Raw genomic sequence first — 16,702 nt, forward strand, 5'->3', positions numbered from 1 at the left:
TTTCTTATTGCGGCCAGGCGTCAGAAGACGTTGGAACGGAGGAGCTTGGCCTGGACTCGGGCACGGTATGCCGGGTCACTGCGGTAGCGCTTATCGCTCATCGCCTCAGTCACCTGGGAGGTGGATTCGAAGACATCGGCTGCGGCTGCTTTGCCACCGCCAATGAGGTTTGGCTCGCTGCCAATGGCAGAGCGGTACTGCGCGTTGAGGCCGTTCACGGCCAGCTTCGCTTGCTCCAGGCTGCCATTTACTGCGGTGTTGAAGGCTTCGATTTGAGCCGGTGCCAGATTGGCCTTGGCCCATGTGACCAGGCTTGCGTACTCATCGGCACCGCCAGCTTCGCCCTTGATTGCGGAGATGTGCTGGTCTGCCAGAGCCTGCTGGCCCGCCACATATTGGTCGACCACGCCACGCGGATAGCCCGCTTTTGCCAGGCGGTCGTAGCTTTCGGCACTCAGTGCGCCCGTGCGGTCGAACTCCTGGGAGAACTCATCCAGGTCCAAGCCTTTCGACTCCAGGGCCTTGCTCGCCTCATCCGGGGTGGCCATAGAGGGTTCGGGCTCTGCGGTCACTGCTGGAGTCTCGGGGGCAGGTGCCTTGAGGTCGGCGTAGGCTTTCGCCAGTTGGTCCCAGGAATCGAAGCCTTCGGGCAAGCCCTCGGGGCGCTCTACGGTTTCAGCAGGGGTCGTGATGTTGTCGCCTACCGGGCCAGCATTGGCCTTGTCGATGGCGGCAATCATTGCCTCATCATGCCCTTCGGGGGCAGACGGGTTCGGGGATACGATTTCGATGCTTTCCATTAAAGGTCTTCGAGAACGCGGCCATTAGCGAACACGCGGTATCGCTTGGCCTGGGGGTTGATGTTGAATTGAACTTGCTCTGCGCCCTCACCGAAGTATTCGATAAGGGGCTCTCTTACTGCGCCCTCTTCGGGCTCTTTAGGTTTGCGCTTGGCTGCCATCGGGTTGGCCTTTCTCCATCATGCGACCAGCGGCCTGCACTGCCGGGGCTACGCCCGACTGCATTGCCTGCTGCATCTGTTGCTGTTGTTGTTCCTGCTGGACCTCTTGATCGGTCTTCACCAGGCCGTCTGTGTCGATCCCTAGGGCGGTGGCCCTCCGGGTCATGTAGTTGCCCCAGTTGATCCGGGAGGCGGCATCAGGAATCTGCATGATGGTGGAGATGAACTGGTCCAGTTTGGTCAGGTCATTGCCACGACCAAGGGCCTCCATACCCGTCACAATGGTGGGGCTAACGGTGCCCTTGGGTAGTTCGGGGAGCTTCTTGCGGCGCTGCATCGAGAACATGATGCGGTTGACTAGCGGAAGCTGGAATTCTTGGCTGAGGATGGAGTAGACACCGCCCAAGGCAGCTTCCAATTCCCCGGCCATGTACCGGATTTCTTCGGCTGTCACACGCTCACCATTCCGCTGAATCGCGGAGTTCAGCATGAAGGCGAACTCAAGGCGCTCAGTGATGGTGTTGATGGTCTCCAGTGCCACACGGAAGTCACCGGACTTTTGAAGCTGGAGGGCCTGGACATCAGATGCCACGCCATCCACAAATTCGCCGTTCGGCGCTTCGGCCAGCTCGCTGGAGCTAGTGACCCCGTTGGGGTTCACCAGGAACAGGACTTTCGCGGAGGCTGCGGAGCCTTCCACGATGGCCTGGGAGAGACCTTCCAGGGACTTGATGTCGCCCAGGTACTCTTCCACGTAGGAGCGGCCATAGTTCTCACCGTCGATCTTGACGAATCGAATCGGGAGCCAGGCGCACTTATCTTTCGGGTACGTGCCTCGGGAGCCGGGAACAATCTGGCCCTTGACCTCCTGATACACGTTCCAGGTCTCACCCTTGAGGGTGATGTGGGTGTAGATCGAGACGTTCTTGTCATGGTCTCGGGGGGTGTCGCCGGAGTCATCGCCAGGCTCGACTAATGACCGGGCCTCTTCTGGCAGTACCGCCAGGGAGACCTCCTCCTTGACCACGATGTCCAGGACGTTGCCCATTGGGTCACGCCGGACCACGTAGCGGTCAAGGGGGTAGAACTTCATGCCGCCCTGCTGGGGCAGGTACACAAGGCCGTTGCCGCCAACAATCAAATGCTTGAGCAACTCAAAACCAGTCACACGGATGGCGGTGGTTTCAATCTCGGTTTGCACCGCTCGCTCAATCTTCGCCAGGCCCGCTTGAACATCAGCGTGCATCTGCGGATTGCTGGTCAGCTTCTCTTCGGTGAACTCGTCGATTTCCAGGCGGAAGAAGGGAGAGTTCGGTGGGAGCAAGGCCATGAGCAATTTTGCTCCGAGGTTGTTAACGCCTCGGGCGGCCACCGCTTGCCATGGGGTGTAGAACTTCGTGCCACTTGCGTGACCGGCAGGCGGGATCAGGGTGGGGATGCTGTATTTGGAACAGTCCCGCGCCCTCTGTAGGAAGGTCTCGCGGTCTGGTGCGAGCTTGGCATAAAGACTTGCGGCAAGGCCCCGTTCGGGTTCTTGCTCGGTCTTCGCCATGGGGTCTCGTTATAGAGGGATGTTCAGCCCCGAAGAGCTACTCCCAGTGGATGCTTGGGTCAGGTCGATGCGGAGGGACTTGCGCCCATTCGCTGCGGACTGAGCCTGTTGGGTATCGGTGCTTTCTGCGGTGTTGCTTGTCGCAGGCGCGGACTGCACCGTTGGAGCGGCTGGAGCAGGCGTTGGGGCCGCTACAGTCGTCTTAGGTGTGCTTGAGTGCGAACACATTATTGTGATTCCAGAACAGTAGTGTTTTGGATGTCGAAGCGGCTTCGCAGGAGTCGGATGACTTCTTGCTGTCCTTGACGGATGTTCACTTCGTTGATGGTGATGTGAGGGTCTACGGGCAGGACGTTGGGGAATCGCTTCTCCAGTTCCACCAGCAGCTCACGGGGAACGTTGGGGAATCTTTCCGTTTTCACGGCTCAGTAATCCTAATGTGGCCCCACGACCTTGTACCTACTCTCTACATTCGTGGGGCCTAACAAAGTGGTCGATATAAACGAGTAGGGAGAGGGCCTTGAAGCTGTTGAGTTTGGAGCCGTAAGAGACGTCCTCACCGTGAAGCACAGCGTGTCGATTCAATCCGGTGAAGCCTTTGCCCCGCTCGTTCTCTGTCTGAGCGATGGGCGCCGCTTCTTTTAGAGGAGAGATGAATGCGTCGAGCCACTTGCTCGGTGATTTATCCACCCACTTCCCAGTCGCGAGGTCAGTTTTCCCCCTCCCCTGCTTTCTAAACGGTGATGCCTGGATACGCGCATGGCACACCCCATCGGCTTGGGCAAGAAACACAGGGACGCTGAGGACGTACTGCCCATTCTCATGGGCTTGGATCGCCGCATCGATAATCGTAAAGCGGTCAGTGAGGGTGGCTTCGAATTTCTCGCGGATGGATGCAATCCGAGACTCAAAAAAACTGCACAGAATCGCATCTACTTTCTCCACATGGCCGGCCTGGAGCATCTCGCCCCACTCAATCATCTGGCGCTGGGGCATCTCGCCCGACACAAACCAGCCGTGCGAAGCCAGTTGCGAGACGGCCATCCGTATTTGCGGAGGCAACCTTTCGAGTGCTTCCTGCAGACCGGTGAATGGCTTGAATATCTCAGCCATGCGGTCCTGCATCGCTTGGAACGCGTTACCAATTTGAGTGATGCCCACAACTGGGGTGAGCGGGCGGATGGTGACTATCGGCTCGAATACCGGCAGCTTGAACTTAGGCAAAACGTCGAAGCGCCCATAGGTTTCGGCGAAACGCTTGTTCAACTCCAGGAGATAATTGTGCGTGTCGTCGCTCATGGTGCGCCCTCAAAAGGCGTCAATCTGCTCCAAGTCTTCGAAATTCTCAATACAGTAATCGAGGTAGTGACGAGCTTTCATCAAATCCTCTTTACCGTTTTTTGCCATACACCGGAGGACGTACTTGATTACATTGCCCCGGTAGAAACCAAGCCCCCACACCTTAACGATGTCGAAAGGCTGGATGGCGCGCAGATAGTGCTTACCGCCTACTTGGGTCTCGGCGGAAGGTGGTGTCTCATTCATTTCTAGGGCTTTCCATTTGGTGTATTCAGGGCCACAGCCCCTGCACACATTGATTTCAGTTGATTCAAGGCGGGCGCAAGATCCACAGTTCATCACGGGTTCCACAGCTTCACCTTCTGGTTCCTAAAGTCGTAATCCGAGGCACGGAGGATGCGGGCCACCCGGGCCTGCACAAGAGCCTCCTCTTCGCAGAGACCGGCCTTGTCGAAGGCAGCCACTACGGTGTCCCAGGTGGGGGACTTGTCCAGGAGCCGCTTGGCAGCCACGGGCCCAATGCCTGGGCAGCCTGAGTAGCCGTCCGTGGTGTCGCCCATGAGGGTCTGGTAGAGGTGCCAGTAGTCGGCCTCTTCCTCGGTCACTTCGAAGAACGTGTCTGTGTTGAAGTTGTAGTGGTGGCCGGGGACCGTCTTAAAGTCCTTGTCGATGGACGCGACCACGATTTCCTCACCGAACTTTCGGGCTCGGGTAAGGAGAATGCCGCACACGTCATCGCCTTCCAGGGTGGGCTTGGAGATGGACGGGAAGGTTTCTTGAGCCCAGGCCGTGAGGTGGGAGCGGAGCAACGGCTGGACGGTCTTGCTACGGTTGTGCTTGTAGGTCGGGAGAACGGTCTTGCGCCAGTTCACTTTGTCCGAGAAAACGAGAAGGGCTTCATCGGCCCCTGTCTTGTCTATCAAATTTTGCACCATCCCGGTGAAGGTGGCTTCGCCATCCTCTTCAAATGCGTGGAGGGTCCAGAGGGCTCGTTCACCCTCCTCATCGCCTCCCCAGCGGATGGCTTTCTGGTTTACTACTGCTGCTTGGACGGATAGGACATCGGCGTCGATGATAACTCTGCGCACTCGCGAATCTCTGTCAGGTCTTCTTGGAAGATGAAGCCGTATTGGCCGAAGAGCTTCACTAAGTCAGCGCCCAGTTCCGCATCAAGCGGACGTGCCGGATACTCCAATGCGTGCTTGGTGCCGTTCACGTCGATGGTGATGGTCCAGGGTTTCAACATGGGAGTGCCTCTCTGACTTAGTGAAGTGATGGGGTCACAGGTAGTCGTTTTCCCGTAGCAGGTCAAGGCCGGTGCCGGTGACACGCCACTTGCGACCATACTGGCCGTGACCTTCCAGGGTGCTGAGCAAGCCCAGCGATGCCAGCGATGCTACTGCCTGGGCTTCGAAGCGAGCGAAGTCCGATTGGATTTTGAAAGGGCTCTTGAAGGCTTCGTACAGGACTTCCAGGAGAACAGGGTCTTTAGTCATTTGCGTTTACTCGTTAGTGGGTTTCGGCCCAGTTCAGGCCCATTTTTGATTCACCGGCCAGGGGGCACCGGAAGTTGAAGGCTTCACCTGCTTTCGCCACGCACGCCTCAGCCGCTTCCCGAACGATGGCCGCGATGGCTTCGTTACGGCAGGCGATCTGCACTTCGTCGTGGACCCAGGCGCAGAAGGCGTAGTCGCCATCCCAGCCGTGTTTCAGCCCGCGTGCCTGGAGTTCGTCGTCCAGGAACACAAGCCACTGCTTACAGGCCAGCGCACCGGCCCCTTGCAGGAGGTAGTTGAGTGCCGCGTGGGCGGATTTGACGTGAACGTGGCGACCATCCAGGCCGACCAGGTGGCCGCGCTTGGCGGCTTCTTTCACAGCCTTGACCAGCTTTTTCAGGGCCGGGGTTTTGCGGAGGAAGGTTGCTTTCAGTTTCTTGCCAGCGGCCTTGAGCGCCTCTTCGTCCGGGTTGTCCTGCCCGTTAAAGAACACTTCCAGGAGGTGCTGGTAGTCGAGACCCAGCGCCTTGGCCTTGGCAACCATGCCGAACACAATGGTCCCGACCTTTTCATCACCGGCCCCATAGAGGAAGGCGTAGATAAAGGTCTTCGCACCATCGCGGTACAGCTTGTGCAGCGTGTTGTGGTCGTCACGCTTCTCACTGGTGATGCCCATGGCCTGGACGTTGGCCCAGTGGATGTCCCCGTTGAGTAGGATGTCCACGTACTTGCCACCATCGTAGCGAGCCATGAAGTGAGCCAGGCAGCGCAGCTCCAGGCCCGAGGCATCGGCACCGACCAGAAGCCAGCCGAGGGGCACCGTGAAGAGTTCGCGGCAGTCTTTACCGTAGGGGGAGCCAGATGCCGGCACCTGAGCCACGTTCGGGTAAGCGTGAGTAGCTCGCCCGGTGGCGGCACCGTTGGGGTTCACGGAGCCGTGGATACGGCCCTGCTTCTCCACCAGCATCCACGCCTGCTTCCCTTCGGCCAGTTGCGAGATGCGCTTGGCGACCAGGAGGTATTCCGTCAGGAGCTTGCACGGTGGGTAGCTCAGCTTGGACATCACTTCGTCGTCCACCTGGGGCTTGCCGCCCTTGGTGAACTTCTCGGGAACCCAGCCGTACAGGGCCGTCAGCCGGTCAGCGATGTGGTCCCGTGAGGACGGGTTGAACTCCACGATCTTGACTTTGGTGTACCGGACGCCCTCGGTGTACTTCTCAAACCAGCCCACTTGGTTGAACGCGGGCTGGCCCTTGAGCTTCACACGCCGCTCAGTGTTGCCCCGTGGGTCTTCGATAAAGACTCGCCGGGTTTTCTTGGTGAGCACTTCGCCTGCCGGTGCGTGCCAGAACTTGAAGAACTCTTTCAGCTCGCGCTCCAGGTCGCCCCTGCGCTGCGCCAATTTGGCGTACAGGAGGGCTGCCTTCTCGCGGTTGAAGTGGAACCCGTTGCGCTCCTGGGCGGCCATGAGCCAGGCCACTCGATGTTCCAGGGCCAGGGCCCGTGCCGAGTAGTTCTTGCCAAGGATTCGCTTCCACAGTGCGGAAGTGACCACAACGTCCTGGACGCAGTAGTCGAGCATCTCTTGCGAGAACTCCAGCCACTCCATGCCGTTCACGTAGGCATCGCCCATGCGCGCCTTGAACTCGGTTGCGTACTCGCCTTTCATCAGGCGCAGGCGGTAGCCCCAGGCTTCCAAGGAGTGGGAGCCGAAGAGCTTGCCGGGGAGGACTGCTTTCTTGAGGAGGCCGGTGTCGGTGTCCTTGATGTTCGACCAGATGAGTCGGGTGCAAACAAGGGTGTCGATGACCAGCGCGGGGTTCACGATGAAGCCGGGGTACAGCTTCTGGATGACGGGAATGTCGTACTTGATGACGTTGTGGCCGCCGATGAAGCGGCCTTGGGAATGTTGCTCCTGGAGCCATTTGACTCCCATGGCGATGAGGCCAGGCGGGAATTTCTTAACGTCCCCAGTTGCCGTGTCTTCGATGACAAGGCAATGGATGACGGAGACTGCCTCCAGGAACCCATTCGTTTCGAGGTCGAACAGAAGGGGTTCTTGCATTGGTCCCCCAATCAGCAGGGGGTCGGCGTATGCCACAGCTCTCGGAAGAGCGTACCGGTATCGGCCAGGGCATCACAAAAGCCGTGATACAGGCCCTTGAGGGCTTCGCCCAGGATCATAATTGGAACCAGGGGCAGCGCGATCATGACTCGGGTGAGCGGGTAGCGGTTGAGCCAGAACGGGCGCAGGTCGGATTCAGTGGACACGGATTTGCTCCAGGGTGGTTTCGTCGTGGATGTACTCGGGGTACTTCTCTTGCAGGCGAGATACGCGCTTGAATGAGCGGCGTTCTTCCAGGTCGCTTTCGCAGCGGAGAATTCGGAATGCCTTGTCCCGCACGCCCTCTTCGAAGGCCGCGGAAACGTGCAGGGAGTAGCCGTCATACGTGGCGCGGGACAGGTTTAGGTCGAACGAATCGGCCAGCTCTTGCGGGGTCATGAAGTCGGCCAGGATCAACTGGACGGGCAAGCCCTGTACGTCCTGGAGGAAGTCCCAGGCACCGTGCATATCCTTGCGACCATAAAGGGCGAGGAACGCGGGCTGCTTCACCTTCACGGTGAGTTCGGAGTCCAGCTCGTTGTGGTCAATGCTGCGCATGAACACGTCGATGTCTTTGATCGGTCGGCCCAGGAGGGCGTCCCGGATGGCACCGCCACCGATGACCGGGTGCGAGCCAGGAAACTCCCAGCGCACCAATTCCAGCGCGTCATCAAAGAGCGGCTGGAGGTGGCCCGGAAGCTTCCATTCAGGCAAGGACGAACACGACGATGAAGAGCAAGAAGAGGTAGTAGTTGGCTTCACTCATCAGCCCTCCCCTTAAAAGAACGCAATGAGGCCGTGGATGGCCCCAATCGGTGGGAAGGCGATGCCGACAATGCCCAGGAGCAAGGCGTCACCACACTGGTGGAAGGTCCAGACAACGTTGTAAACCCAGCCTAAGCACAGGCAGAAAACGACAAACAGGTAGGTCAGAATCAGAGGCATGGTTTTCTCTCAGGCACAAAAAAAGGCCCGCTTGGGGCCCGTGTGGTGGTGCATCTGCTAAAGCCGGAAGTCGTCCAGCAAAGCGTTGAGGTAGTTGCTCAGTTCGTAGCGATTGGTGAACACGTTGCAGTCACCTTCGTTTGCCAGGCCCAGGATGTTGTCTCGGGACCGGACGATGACTCCGTTGTCCACACGCTCAATGCGCAAGGACAGTTCTTTCAGGCGCGGAGGCCGTTGGGCTGGAGTCGTCATGGCTTACCTGCGGGAGCGGAAGCTGGAGAAGCTGCTGGTGCGATAGCTGTAGCTGGCTCGCGGTGCCGAGTAGCTGGCTCGCGGTGCAACGTAGGCTGGGCGTGGAGCCACATAGGCCGGACGCGGAGCCACGGTGGTCGCCCGGGTGTTGGTCGTGGTGTTGTTCACGATGGTGGTGTTATGGACAGCCGGGGCCGATGCCGAAGCACTGCCCAGAATGTGACCCATCATCATGCCGGTGAGCATGGCGTTAGAGTTGTCCTGGACCACGACAGGGGCTGCGACCACTGGCGCCGCTTGCACGATCGGGGCAGCCTGGACAACTGGAGCGGCAATCACAGGGGCCGGAGCTTCGACTACTGGGGCCTGTACAACGGCTGGGCTGTAGCAGGAGTGGCGCTCACAGGCGGCCAGGGAAAGGACGGCCAGGGCCGCGAAGATCAACTTGCGCACGATTCAGTCCAGGAGTTTGGAGATACGGGAGTGGATCATCGAAGCCCGGTCAGCCAGGGCGTACTGCATATCGGCGTGGTCGTGCAGATTGCAGGCGGTTTGCCGGGCCTGGCGTGCAGCTTCGCTATGGGAGGCTTCGGCCTGGCTCAGCTTGTCCAGGGTGCGCTCCAGGTCGGATACAGCGGACGCGGTGGTCTGCGGGAACACTTTTGCCAGCAGTCGTTTCAACATGGGAGTATCTCCAGTCAGAATTCGGATTCATCTTTAAAGGGTGAGGACGGCTCGGGCGCTTCGGTGAGCGAGAGCAATCCGGTATCGCGGTCGTATGCCAGGTACAGCACTTCCCCGGTCGCTTGGCCGGTGTAGCGGTCCTTGAGGATGCGGAAGGTGGTGGTTTGGCGAACTACGGGGTCTTCGGCCTGCTGGTCACGCTCAAGGCCGAACATGAAGTAGCTCCAGAAGCCGATGGCTCGGGAGCCTTTGAAGTGGCGAATCGTTACCCGCCCGCCTTCCTCATGGGGTTTGCCCTCGGGGGTGGTCAGGTGAGAGATGAACGTGATGATGATTCCCAGCTCGTTCGCCAGGCCCGCCATCTCTTTCATGATCTGCTCAAGCGAGCCCTTCTCATCTGCGGTGTCAGCCATCGCAGTGAGGTGGTCGATGTAGATAAGCTTGATTCCCTCGGAGACAGCCATGTAGCGCACCTTGCGCTTCACAATGTCCCACTCGGTTTCACCAAATGCGTCGTACATGACCAGGTTTTCGCCCAGCGCATCTACGGCTGCATCCAGCTCCTCATCGGTCCAGCCAGCGGTTTCCTTGGGAACGTGGAAGCGTCTCCCGGCGATCTTTCCGGCCACGCGCTTGGCGGTCTCGGTCGGTTTCTGCTCCAGGAAAATGGTGCCTACACGCTCGCCCAGGACTTGGATGTCGTATGCGATTTGCTGCGTGAGAAAGTCGGTCTTGCCCACACCAGTACCAGCGCCCAGCCCGTAGACTTCGCCGTAGCGGCGTCCATAGGTGAGTTGGGTAAGTGGATCAAGGAACCACGGCAAGCCCATGACCAGAGCCTTGCGAATCTCTTCGCGGAGGTCTCGGACGTTCACTACGCCATCAGGCCGGTACAGCTTGGCGTTCCAGATGGCGGTGACGATTTCCTGCTCACGGCCCGCTACCAGAAGTTCGTTGGCGTCCTTCATGGATAGCGTGGCGATCTTGCACTTGCCTGGGCTGAATAGCTCTGCGCATTCCTGCGCTGCTTCGCGGCCCGGTTCGTCCATATCGAACATGAGGATGACTTCTTCGAAGCTCTCCAGATATTCGATGTTTCGCTGGATGGCCTTGCGTGCTGCCGGAGCCCCGTTCGGGAGCGACACCACGGGCCACTTGTTGTTTTGCACCTGGGAGACAGACATAGCGTCCAGCTCGCCTTCGGTGACAACAATCTTCTTACCCCCACTCGCCCAAAGGTTCTGGCCGAAGAGGGTCAACTTTGCACCATCGCCCAGGATGGCGAAGCCTTTATCCTGATCGCGCAGTTTTTGGGCGACCATCACACCACTGTTGTCGAAGTACGGGGCAACTTGAACTAGCCTGCCACGCACCTCACTTACGAAGTATCCGAACTTGCGGCAAGTTTCCAGGGTAAGTCTGCGCTTCATCAGCGGCTTGAATTCGCCGAAGATTAACCCTTCCATTCGTTTTGTTCGCCCTCCAGTAGTTGGGGTTTCGCCATCGCCGTGAACGTAGTGCTCACAGGCGAAGCAATATTGGTGGTTGTCGGTGTAGATAGAGTTGGCATCACTTGAACCACAGTTTTCACAGGGCAGGTGGCGCACGAACTCACTCTCTGTTTCATGCTTTCGATTTTTCATGGGCAATAAAGAGGGCCAGCCCGAAGGCCAGCCCTTTATCAGAGTTGAGTGATAGACGTGGCGGCTGCCATATCCAACTGAGGGCCCACGACTCTTATAAGTTGGCCGCCACCCACGGTTTAACGTCGAAGCTTGGGCAAGCCTTGGCTATTTTCGGGAAGTCCCGGTGGCCTTGGATTGTCGCGGTAGGGTATTTCTCTTTCAGCTCGCCCAGCAGGTGCTTGAGACTTGCAAACTGCTCGGGCGTGAAGTTGTTTTCGGGGACGTTGATGTCCGCCTCGGTGACTCCACCGGCCATGCAGATGCCTACGGAGTTGATGTTGTGGCCCTCTACGTGAGCGCCGATTTGGTCCAGCTCGCGGCCCTCCTCCACCACGCCGTTACGGCGGATGACAAAGTGATAGCCGATGCAACGCCAACCTTTGGCGCGATGCCAGCGGTTGATGTCAGCGGCCCCGATGTCCTGGGATGGTCGCGTGGCGCTACAGTGAACTACCAGGTAGTCCGTCTCAGCGCGGGGTTTCGTTCCAGCGTTATAGGTCATTATTATTTTTCTTTGCTGAGGCCCTTGATGATCGACAGGGAGGCTTCATTGACCGGCTCTTTAAGCCAGGCATGGGGAACCAACTTGTCGGCATACTGGAAGCCGTTCTTGCTGCACCAATCCGCGTAGGTGGTGGTACTGCGTTTATTTATTTTTGTTTTTGAGTTGGAGAAGACAAAGCGCACGTCAAGTTCAGGGTGCTGCGCTTTGACCAGGAGTTGCTTTTGGCGGTCCTCGGTCAAAAAGCGGCCCTTAGTTTCGACGATGATGCCGTTCGCCAGTGCGAAGTCCGGGGTGTACTTGTGAACTTTCGCAGGTCGGGTATAGGGAACTACCAGACTTTCGAAAGTGAAGCCCATGCCGACAGCCGTTAGTTGGTCTGCGGCACGTTCTTCAAGCCCGGAGCGGAACCCATACTTGAGTCCCACCTTTTCGGCATCCAGAGGCGTCTTAGAAGTCGTCTTCGTAAGTGTTGCTTTCGCCACCTTCTTCCTCTTCTTCGAACTCGTCTTTTTCTTCTTGTTCTTGTTCGGCTACGGATTCAGCATCGAAACCGCCTTCCTCTTCACCGAAGCCGTATTCGCCAGCGGACTTGTTGCCGCCACTGCGCAGCTCGATGACCTGGACTGCGTTCAGGCGCAGTTTGATACCGGCCAGGGCGGTGCCTGGGATGAAGTAAGGGGCCACCTCAAAGCTCACCTTGCCTTCGGTGCCGCCCCAGATATCCGGGACTTTCAGCATTGGCTTGCCCTTGGCATCGAACAGGGCTGGTTTGCGGGTCCAGACGGAGCCGTCTTTCTTCGACTTGCCCGAGGCGGCCATTTTGATGTTGAAGAACAGGCGGCCAGTCGGCTCCTCGGTCTCCTTGTCGTACTCCTCGGTGAAGAGCGGCTGCACGGTCACGTCTTTCAGCTTCTTGCGGGCTTCGATCTTGAGCTTTTTGAACTCTTCACGGCCATTCTCGATGGCGGCTTCGTGCAGCGGTTCCAGCTTCGCCAGGAGAGGCGCGGCCTCTTCTTGGGTCAGGATCAGGGTGACTTTGTACTCACCGTCCGGCTTCGGGTACTCATCGGTGCCGAAGTCGGGTTTGGTCAGTGCCGGGTAGCGGAAAATGCCACGCGGCGAGGTCATGGTTACGTTCTTTGGGCGTTTCTGATAGGACATTTTGGGGACTCGTTTTGTGTGTGCGTGTTAGCGGCTGTGGCGCGCTTCCAGGGACGGAAGGTCAAAGCCTTGTTCAATCAACTCAGCGGCGAGGGCCATAGAGATGGAGCGACCCATGCCCCAAAGCGCGATAGCGCGGCCCAGGGCGGAGTCGTAGTTCTCGGGTTCGTTGCGTTGGTTGTCTGCGGTGCCGAAGCGATTCATTGCGGTTCTCTCGATACGGCCACGGGGTTGTGGCCTGGGTTGTCCGTTGGGGTTGCCTACGGGGCCCAGGCGCACGTTTCCCGTCCCTCTGCACCGGCACGGTGGAGGCTCTATGGCAAAGGTCAGGGGGAGTTGCGGGTGGTCCGTAGAGGTGTTGCGAAGGTGTTGCTGGTTCATCCGAGGCGTTGCGGCACTGGCACGGTGGAGGCTCTATGGCTGCTGCTGCAGATGAATAGGGAATTGGGGGTGGTCTCAGGATCGGCTCATAAATGAGCGGATGGCGCACTGGCACGGTGGAGGCTCGGGCGGAGACTGGGGTGTTGCGGCTTGGTTATCCGAATGTGGTCCCTCGGGCCCAGCTCAGAAATGAGCGAGGGGTCGCACTGACACGGTGGAGGCTCTGGCGGAGGGATGCGGCTCAGTTATCCGAATGTGGCCCCACGGGAATCACCGGGGGCCATTCAGAATCGTTCACTCATGGAAACGTTGCCTTTATGACTTACTTCCATGAATGAGAACGATCAGGCAAAACAAAAGCGCGACTCTGCTACCGCTGCCAGGCTCAGGCTGCCGCGTTTCGGGAGTTCTGCGAGCTTGGCCCGCGCCTTGTCGCTGAGTTGCGCGGCCAGCTCATCCCGGAAGCGCTCCAGTACGGCGGTCTCTTCGTACATTTCAATGAACGCCTTGCGGACAGTCATGAAGAAAAGCTCGGTCTCCCCTGCGGTGGTGCCGAAGCTGTCATGGATCATCGCGAAGCTCTTCAAGCCTGACTCCACGCCACGCACAACGGTGAGCATGAGGTGGGCCGCATCGCAGCTATGGACGAAGTTGGGGCTGATCCCCTGCGACTGCTTGCGCTTGTCCAAGGCGTCTTGCTCTTCGTTCATCAGTAGGCGCACACGGGCCCCGTTGATGGCCGTTTTGACGCGGCGAGCTACCACGGAGTTGTACGCCTGCATCACCGGAAAGCCCACGGCAGTGGTCCAGCACACCGGCAGTTCCTCTTTCGCAGCCAGGGTTGCAGCGTCCTGGAGCCACTTCATGGCCTCACCAGCTTTCACCAGAACCTGGTTCACGGCTGCCCAAATGGCCTTCGCCATCCAGCCAGCGGCCCGGAAGCCATCCCCGGTGAACGGGAAGTGGTGGGCGTCCACGTTACCTTCGGCATCGGTGGCCTTCTTGCGTGCCGGGTCCAGGATGTCCTCCATAACCTGGTCCTTGAAGCCGTACTCCTTGGAACCGTAGGCCAGGGTCATCACGGAGCGCTTCGTCACCTTGCGGTTGATGCCAAAGCGGGTCCATTGCTGGGCCAGGTTCTTCGTGCCCTCCTGGACATATGCTTTGCCGTCAGCGTCATGTTTCAGGACGTCTTCGGTGCCGTGCTTGGCATCGTAGATGGCCCGCTCGATGACCTTTTTGGCTACCAGGCCGTACACGTCTGCCGGGAGGTCGCTGGGGACCAGGTTCACGGCTGCGCCACCGACCTCATCCCGGAGCATCGCGGAGAAGTGCTGGATGCCGGAGCATGAGCCGTCCATAGCAATCGGGAGCTTCGACACGAAGCGGTCGCCGTGCTCGCAGTAGCCCTTCCACTCCAGGCAGAACGCCAGGAACTGCCATGGTTTGTCGATGGCCTGCGCGCCTACGTGGTCGGCCCAGCCGCGTGCCTGGAACGGGTCAGCAGCAATCTCCAGGATTTCCGCTTGGTGATCGTGGACCCACTTCACGCGGTCCTCCAGGCTGGCCTTGTCGTACCCGGCCACGTTCGCCCCGTGGATTGCCAGCCACTTGGCCCCATGCTCGCCCAGCGGCTTGCCATAGGCGAATCGGAGCAAGCCCTTCGTGTGGTCCGCGCCTTGGGGGTTCAGGTGCGGCACCGCGTAGATGCGGCCACGGAAGTCCAGTTGGTACGGGAAGTAAATCTTGCGGAACGGGGAGTAGCGGTTCGCGATGTCCAGGGACATAGAGACGTTGATGCGCGCGCCCTGAATCTCCAGGTTGTCCGAATGGGACTTGAACGCGGCTTTACGCCAGGCAGCGCGGGCCACCTCGTTGGTGTCGATGTCGAACGGTTTGACTGGCTGGGGGATGCCTTCACGGGGTGGGAGGCCGCACCAGGTGGCGCCCTGCTCCCACAGCGTGGTCATGATATTCAGGATTGGCGTGTTGATCTGCCACGCGGTGGCCTGGATGGCGTTGAGCGCGGTGTAGACCATCGGCATATCGACGTTGCCCAGCTCCTCCAGGTACGCCCGGTTGCGGGTCTTCACCATGCGCAGCGGCTTGAGGCTGGACGACAGGTAGCCCCCATCGGTCGGTGAGGTCCAGTTGCGTGGCGGGACAACCATCGGCTCATACACGGGGCGCAGCATGGCCGTGACGTTGTTCTTGCGGGCGATCCACTCCAGGGTGGACTCCAGCGGCTTCACATACTTCAGCGCTTTCTCCGTGCCTTCGCCGTTGGTGGCAATGTGGATCAGCCCCACGGAGTTCATCAGCAGCTCCAGGAGCTTGGTCCCTACGTGGATGCGGTCGTTGTTGCTCCAGTTGCTCCAGGTGTCCAGCGCAGAGGCCACACGGGTGGCGTAGATGTGCTTGTGGCGCTGGCTGGACCGCTTGTTGGCCCGCTCTACCAGTTGGTCGTACTTCTTGCGCTCCTTGTCGCGGATGCCGGACAGGCGCATTTCGTCTTCCACGGACTGAGCGATGGAGACGGACACATGCTGGAGCGTGCGGGGCTGCGAGATGCCAGCCAGGGTGTGCTTGAGGGTCAGGTAGGCCAGGACATCCGCATCGTAGCCACGGAGGAGCTTGTATGCGCTGCCCCAGCGGGACGACACACCGGCCTCAGACTCATCCATCCACACCTTGATGGCCTCAGCGAGCGCCTTCATGCGGCCGGAGACGATGATGGAGCCGTACTCGGTGCCATCCTCAGCGCCCATCCTGCGGGCGGCCTCTACGTTGCGCTGGAAACGGCTCACCCCGCGCTGGGTCATCTCCTCTTCCAGACGAACTTGGGTGGCGATGAGGTCTTCACCATCCAGGCGGCCAACTAGCGGAGTCATAGAGGTAGTCATAAAGGGAATCTCTTAGTAATCATCATTAAGTAATCATTTCTAAGGATGTCTTTAAGGATGTCTCTAAGGGTCATCTCAGAGGGCATCGCTAAGGAATCCAATTGTGGGTCCGCGACTCTGGATGTGGTCTCCCACAGCGCCCTGGCGCGGCCCTGGATGGCCCTCCATAAGCGGGAATATCTCGTCAATGAGTCAGTCTCATCTGAGAGAACCACCAGGCATAGCTACCCCCTCCAGGCAAAAACTGGCAGCCATAATGTGGTCCCATGACTTCACGCGGACAGCACTCTCCCGCACTGGATTTTCCCCGGTCAAAAGGGGCCAGTGTCAGCCGGTAAAGTCCGACGAACGGTCAGTTAGGGATTCAGTGGATGGGGGGGCTCAGAAGAGGTCAAAAAGGGCCTTTGTGTCCCAAAAGTGTCCCTTTTGCTCTCTTTGCTGAGAAGGAGATTATATGTGAAAAGGTATCATTCGCGCAAGTGATGGGCGAAAAAAATCCCCGAACCCTTGAGCCGTGTGGCTTTCAGGAATTCGGGGAGATTTTTCTAATTCGTGGTGCGGACGAAGAGACTCGAACTCTTACAGCTTGCGCCGCTGGAACCTAAATCCAGTGTGTCTACCAATTTCACCACGTCCGCGTAACGCTTAAAACAAAGGCGCCAGAAGCTATCGAGGCGCCTTTGAAGAATATGGGGTGGACGATGGGAATCGAACCCACGACAACTGGAATCACAATCCAGCGCTCTACCAACTGAGCTACGCCCACCATATTGC

At 58.9% G+C, this 16,702-nt stretch carries 21 protein-coding genes and 2 tRNA genes; all 23 read right to left on the reverse strand.

All coding sequences use genetic code 11. The features are described 5' to 3' along the window. Window positions 1–20: 20 nt before the first annotated feature. The 23 genes from LU684_RS05940 to LU684_RS06050 all read right to left on the reverse strand — a co-directional run bounded on the left by LU684_RS05940 (window position 21) and on the right by LU684_RS06050 (window position 16,694). Window positions 21–800 carry a capsid assembly protein gene (locus tag LU684_RS05940; RefSeq protein ID WP_060518963.1) on the reverse strand — a complete coding sequence of 260 codons (780 nt, stop codon included), beginning with the start codon at window positions 798–800 and terminating at the stop codon, window positions 21–23. Window positions 801–938: 138 nt separating this feature from the next. Beyond that, entirely contained in the window at window positions 939–2,513 is a 1,575-nt protein-coding gene (locus tag LU684_RS05945) for a portal protein (RefSeq protein WP_060518965.1), read from the reverse strand. 227 nt (window positions 2,514–2,740) lie between these two features. After that, window positions 2,741–2,935 (reverse strand): hypothetical protein, encoded by a 195-nt coding sequence (locus LU684_RS05950; protein WP_010953250.1) that lies wholly within the window; start codon window positions 2,933–2,935, stop codon window positions 2,741–2,743. 37 nt (window positions 2,936–2,972) lie between these two features. Next, entirely contained in the window at window positions 2,973–3,812 is an 840-nt protein-coding gene (locus LU684_RS05955) for a hypothetical protein (protein WP_060518967.1), read from the reverse strand. 9 nt (window positions 3,813–3,821) lie between these two features. Then, a complete protein-coding gene (locus LU684_RS05960; protein WP_232894251.1) occupies window positions 3,822–4,163 on the reverse strand; it encodes a DUF3310 domain-containing protein in 342 nt (113 codons plus the stop codon). Then, window positions 4,151–4,900, reverse strand: coding sequence for a hypothetical protein (locus tag LU684_RS05965; protein ID WP_197879344.1), 750 nt, complete (start codon window positions 4,898–4,900; stop codon window positions 4,151–4,153). Before LU684_RS05965 ends, LU684_RS05960 begins: the two co-directional genes overlap by 13 nt. Next, complete coding sequence (locus tag LU684_RS05970; protein ID WP_010953247.1) at window positions 4,849–5,058, reverse strand: hypothetical protein; 210 nt, start codon at window positions 5,056–5,058, stop codon at window positions 4,849–4,851. Before LU684_RS05970 ends, LU684_RS05965 begins: the two co-directional genes overlap by 52 nt. Before the next feature lie 34 nt (window positions 5,059–5,092). Further along, on the reverse strand, window positions 5,093–5,308 hold the full coding sequence (locus tag LU684_RS05975) for a hypothetical protein (protein ID WP_009682626.1): 216 nt from the start codon (window positions 5,306–5,308) through the stop codon (window positions 5,093–5,095). Window positions 5,309–5,321: 13 nt separating this feature from the next. Further along, the gene (locus LU684_RS05980; RefSeq protein WP_060518973.1) at window positions 5,322–7,373 is read right to left on the reverse strand and encodes a DNA polymerase; all 2,052 of its coding nucleotides are present in this window, start codon (window positions 7,371–7,373) and stop codon (window positions 5,322–5,324) included. Between the two features lie 11 nt (window positions 7,374–7,384). Continuing rightward, the gene (locus LU684_RS05985) at window positions 7,385–7,579 is read right to left on the reverse strand and encodes a hypothetical protein (protein WP_028692657.1); all 195 of its coding nucleotides are present in this window, start codon (window positions 7,577–7,579) and stop codon (window positions 7,385–7,387) included. Further along, the gene (locus LU684_RS05990; RefSeq protein WP_232333238.1) at window positions 7,569–8,126 is read right to left on the reverse strand and encodes a hypothetical protein; all 558 of its coding nucleotides are present in this window, start codon (window positions 8,124–8,126) and stop codon (window positions 7,569–7,571) included. The genes LU684_RS05985 and LU684_RS05990 overlap by 11 nt, the downstream gene beginning before the upstream one ends. 63 nt (window positions 8,127–8,189) lie before the next feature. Beyond that, complete coding sequence (locus LU684_RS05995) at window positions 8,190–8,357, reverse strand: hypothetical protein (protein ID WP_156343176.1); 168 nt, start codon at window positions 8,355–8,357, stop codon at window positions 8,190–8,192. A 57-nt stretch (window positions 8,358–8,414) separates the two neighbouring features. Beyond that, entirely contained in the window at window positions 8,415–8,609 is a 195-nt protein-coding gene (locus tag LU684_RS06000; RefSeq protein WP_148661758.1) for a hypothetical protein, read from the reverse strand. A 3-nt stretch (window positions 8,610–8,612) separates the two neighbouring features. Beyond that, entirely contained in the window at window positions 8,613–9,062 is a 450-nt protein-coding gene (locus tag LU684_RS06005; RefSeq protein WP_060518977.1) for a hypothetical protein, read from the reverse strand. Between the two features lie 3 nt (window positions 9,063–9,065). Next, window positions 9,066–9,293 carry a hypothetical protein gene (locus LU684_RS06010; protein WP_028692660.1) on the reverse strand — a complete coding sequence of 76 codons (228 nt, stop codon included), beginning with the start codon at window positions 9,291–9,293 and terminating at the stop codon, window positions 9,066–9,068. 14 nt (window positions 9,294–9,307) lie between these two features. After that, on the reverse strand, window positions 9,308–10,900 hold the full coding sequence (locus LU684_RS06015) for a toprim domain-containing protein (protein ID WP_232894252.1): 1,593 nt from the start codon (window positions 10,898–10,900) through the stop codon (window positions 9,308–9,310). A gap of 130 nt (window positions 10,901–11,030) precedes the next feature. Beyond that, window positions 11,031–11,480, reverse strand: a complete 450-nt coding sequence (locus LU684_RS06020; protein ID WP_060518981.1) for an N-acetylmuramoyl-L-alanine amidase — start codon at window positions 11,478–11,480, stop codon at window positions 11,031–11,033. Between the two features lie 2 nt (window positions 11,481–11,482). After that, window positions 11,483–11,965: an endodeoxyribonuclease gene (locus LU684_RS06025; protein ID WP_232894253.1), complete on the reverse strand. Its 483-nt coding sequence runs from the start codon at window positions 11,963–11,965 to the stop codon at window positions 11,483–11,485. Next, the gene (locus tag LU684_RS06030; RefSeq protein WP_060518983.1) at window positions 11,931–12,644 is read right to left on the reverse strand and encodes a hypothetical protein; all 714 of its coding nucleotides are present in this window, start codon (window positions 12,642–12,644) and stop codon (window positions 11,931–11,933) included. Before LU684_RS06030 ends, LU684_RS06025 begins: the two co-directional genes overlap by 35 nt. A gap of 27 nt (window positions 12,645–12,671) precedes the next feature. Then, window positions 12,672–12,848: a hypothetical protein gene (locus LU684_RS06035; RefSeq protein WP_009682639.1), complete on the reverse strand. Its 177-nt coding sequence runs from the start codon at window positions 12,846–12,848 to the stop codon at window positions 12,672–12,674. A gap of 521 nt (window positions 12,849–13,369) precedes the next feature. Further along, window positions 13,370–15,916 carry a DNA-directed RNA polymerase gene (locus LU684_RS06040; RefSeq protein WP_232894254.1) on the reverse strand — a complete coding sequence of 849 codons (2,547 nt, stop codon included), beginning with the start codon at window positions 15,914–15,916 and terminating at the stop codon, window positions 13,370–13,372. A 565-nt stretch (window positions 15,917–16,481) separates the two neighbouring features. Beyond that, window positions 16,482–16,566: transfer RNA gene (locus LU684_RS06045), tRNA-Leu, on the reverse strand. 52 nt (window positions 16,567–16,618) lie between these two features. Beyond that, window positions 16,619–16,694: transfer RNA gene (locus LU684_RS06050), tRNA-His, on the reverse strand. Window positions 16,695–16,702 lie beyond the last annotated feature (8 nt).

Origin of the sequence: Pseudomonas sp. NMI542_15 (genome assembly GCF_021283425.1) — a bacterium.
GTDB lineage: Bacteria > Pseudomonadota > Gammaproteobacteria > Pseudomonadales > Pseudomonadaceae > Aquipseudomonas > Aquipseudomonas fortuita.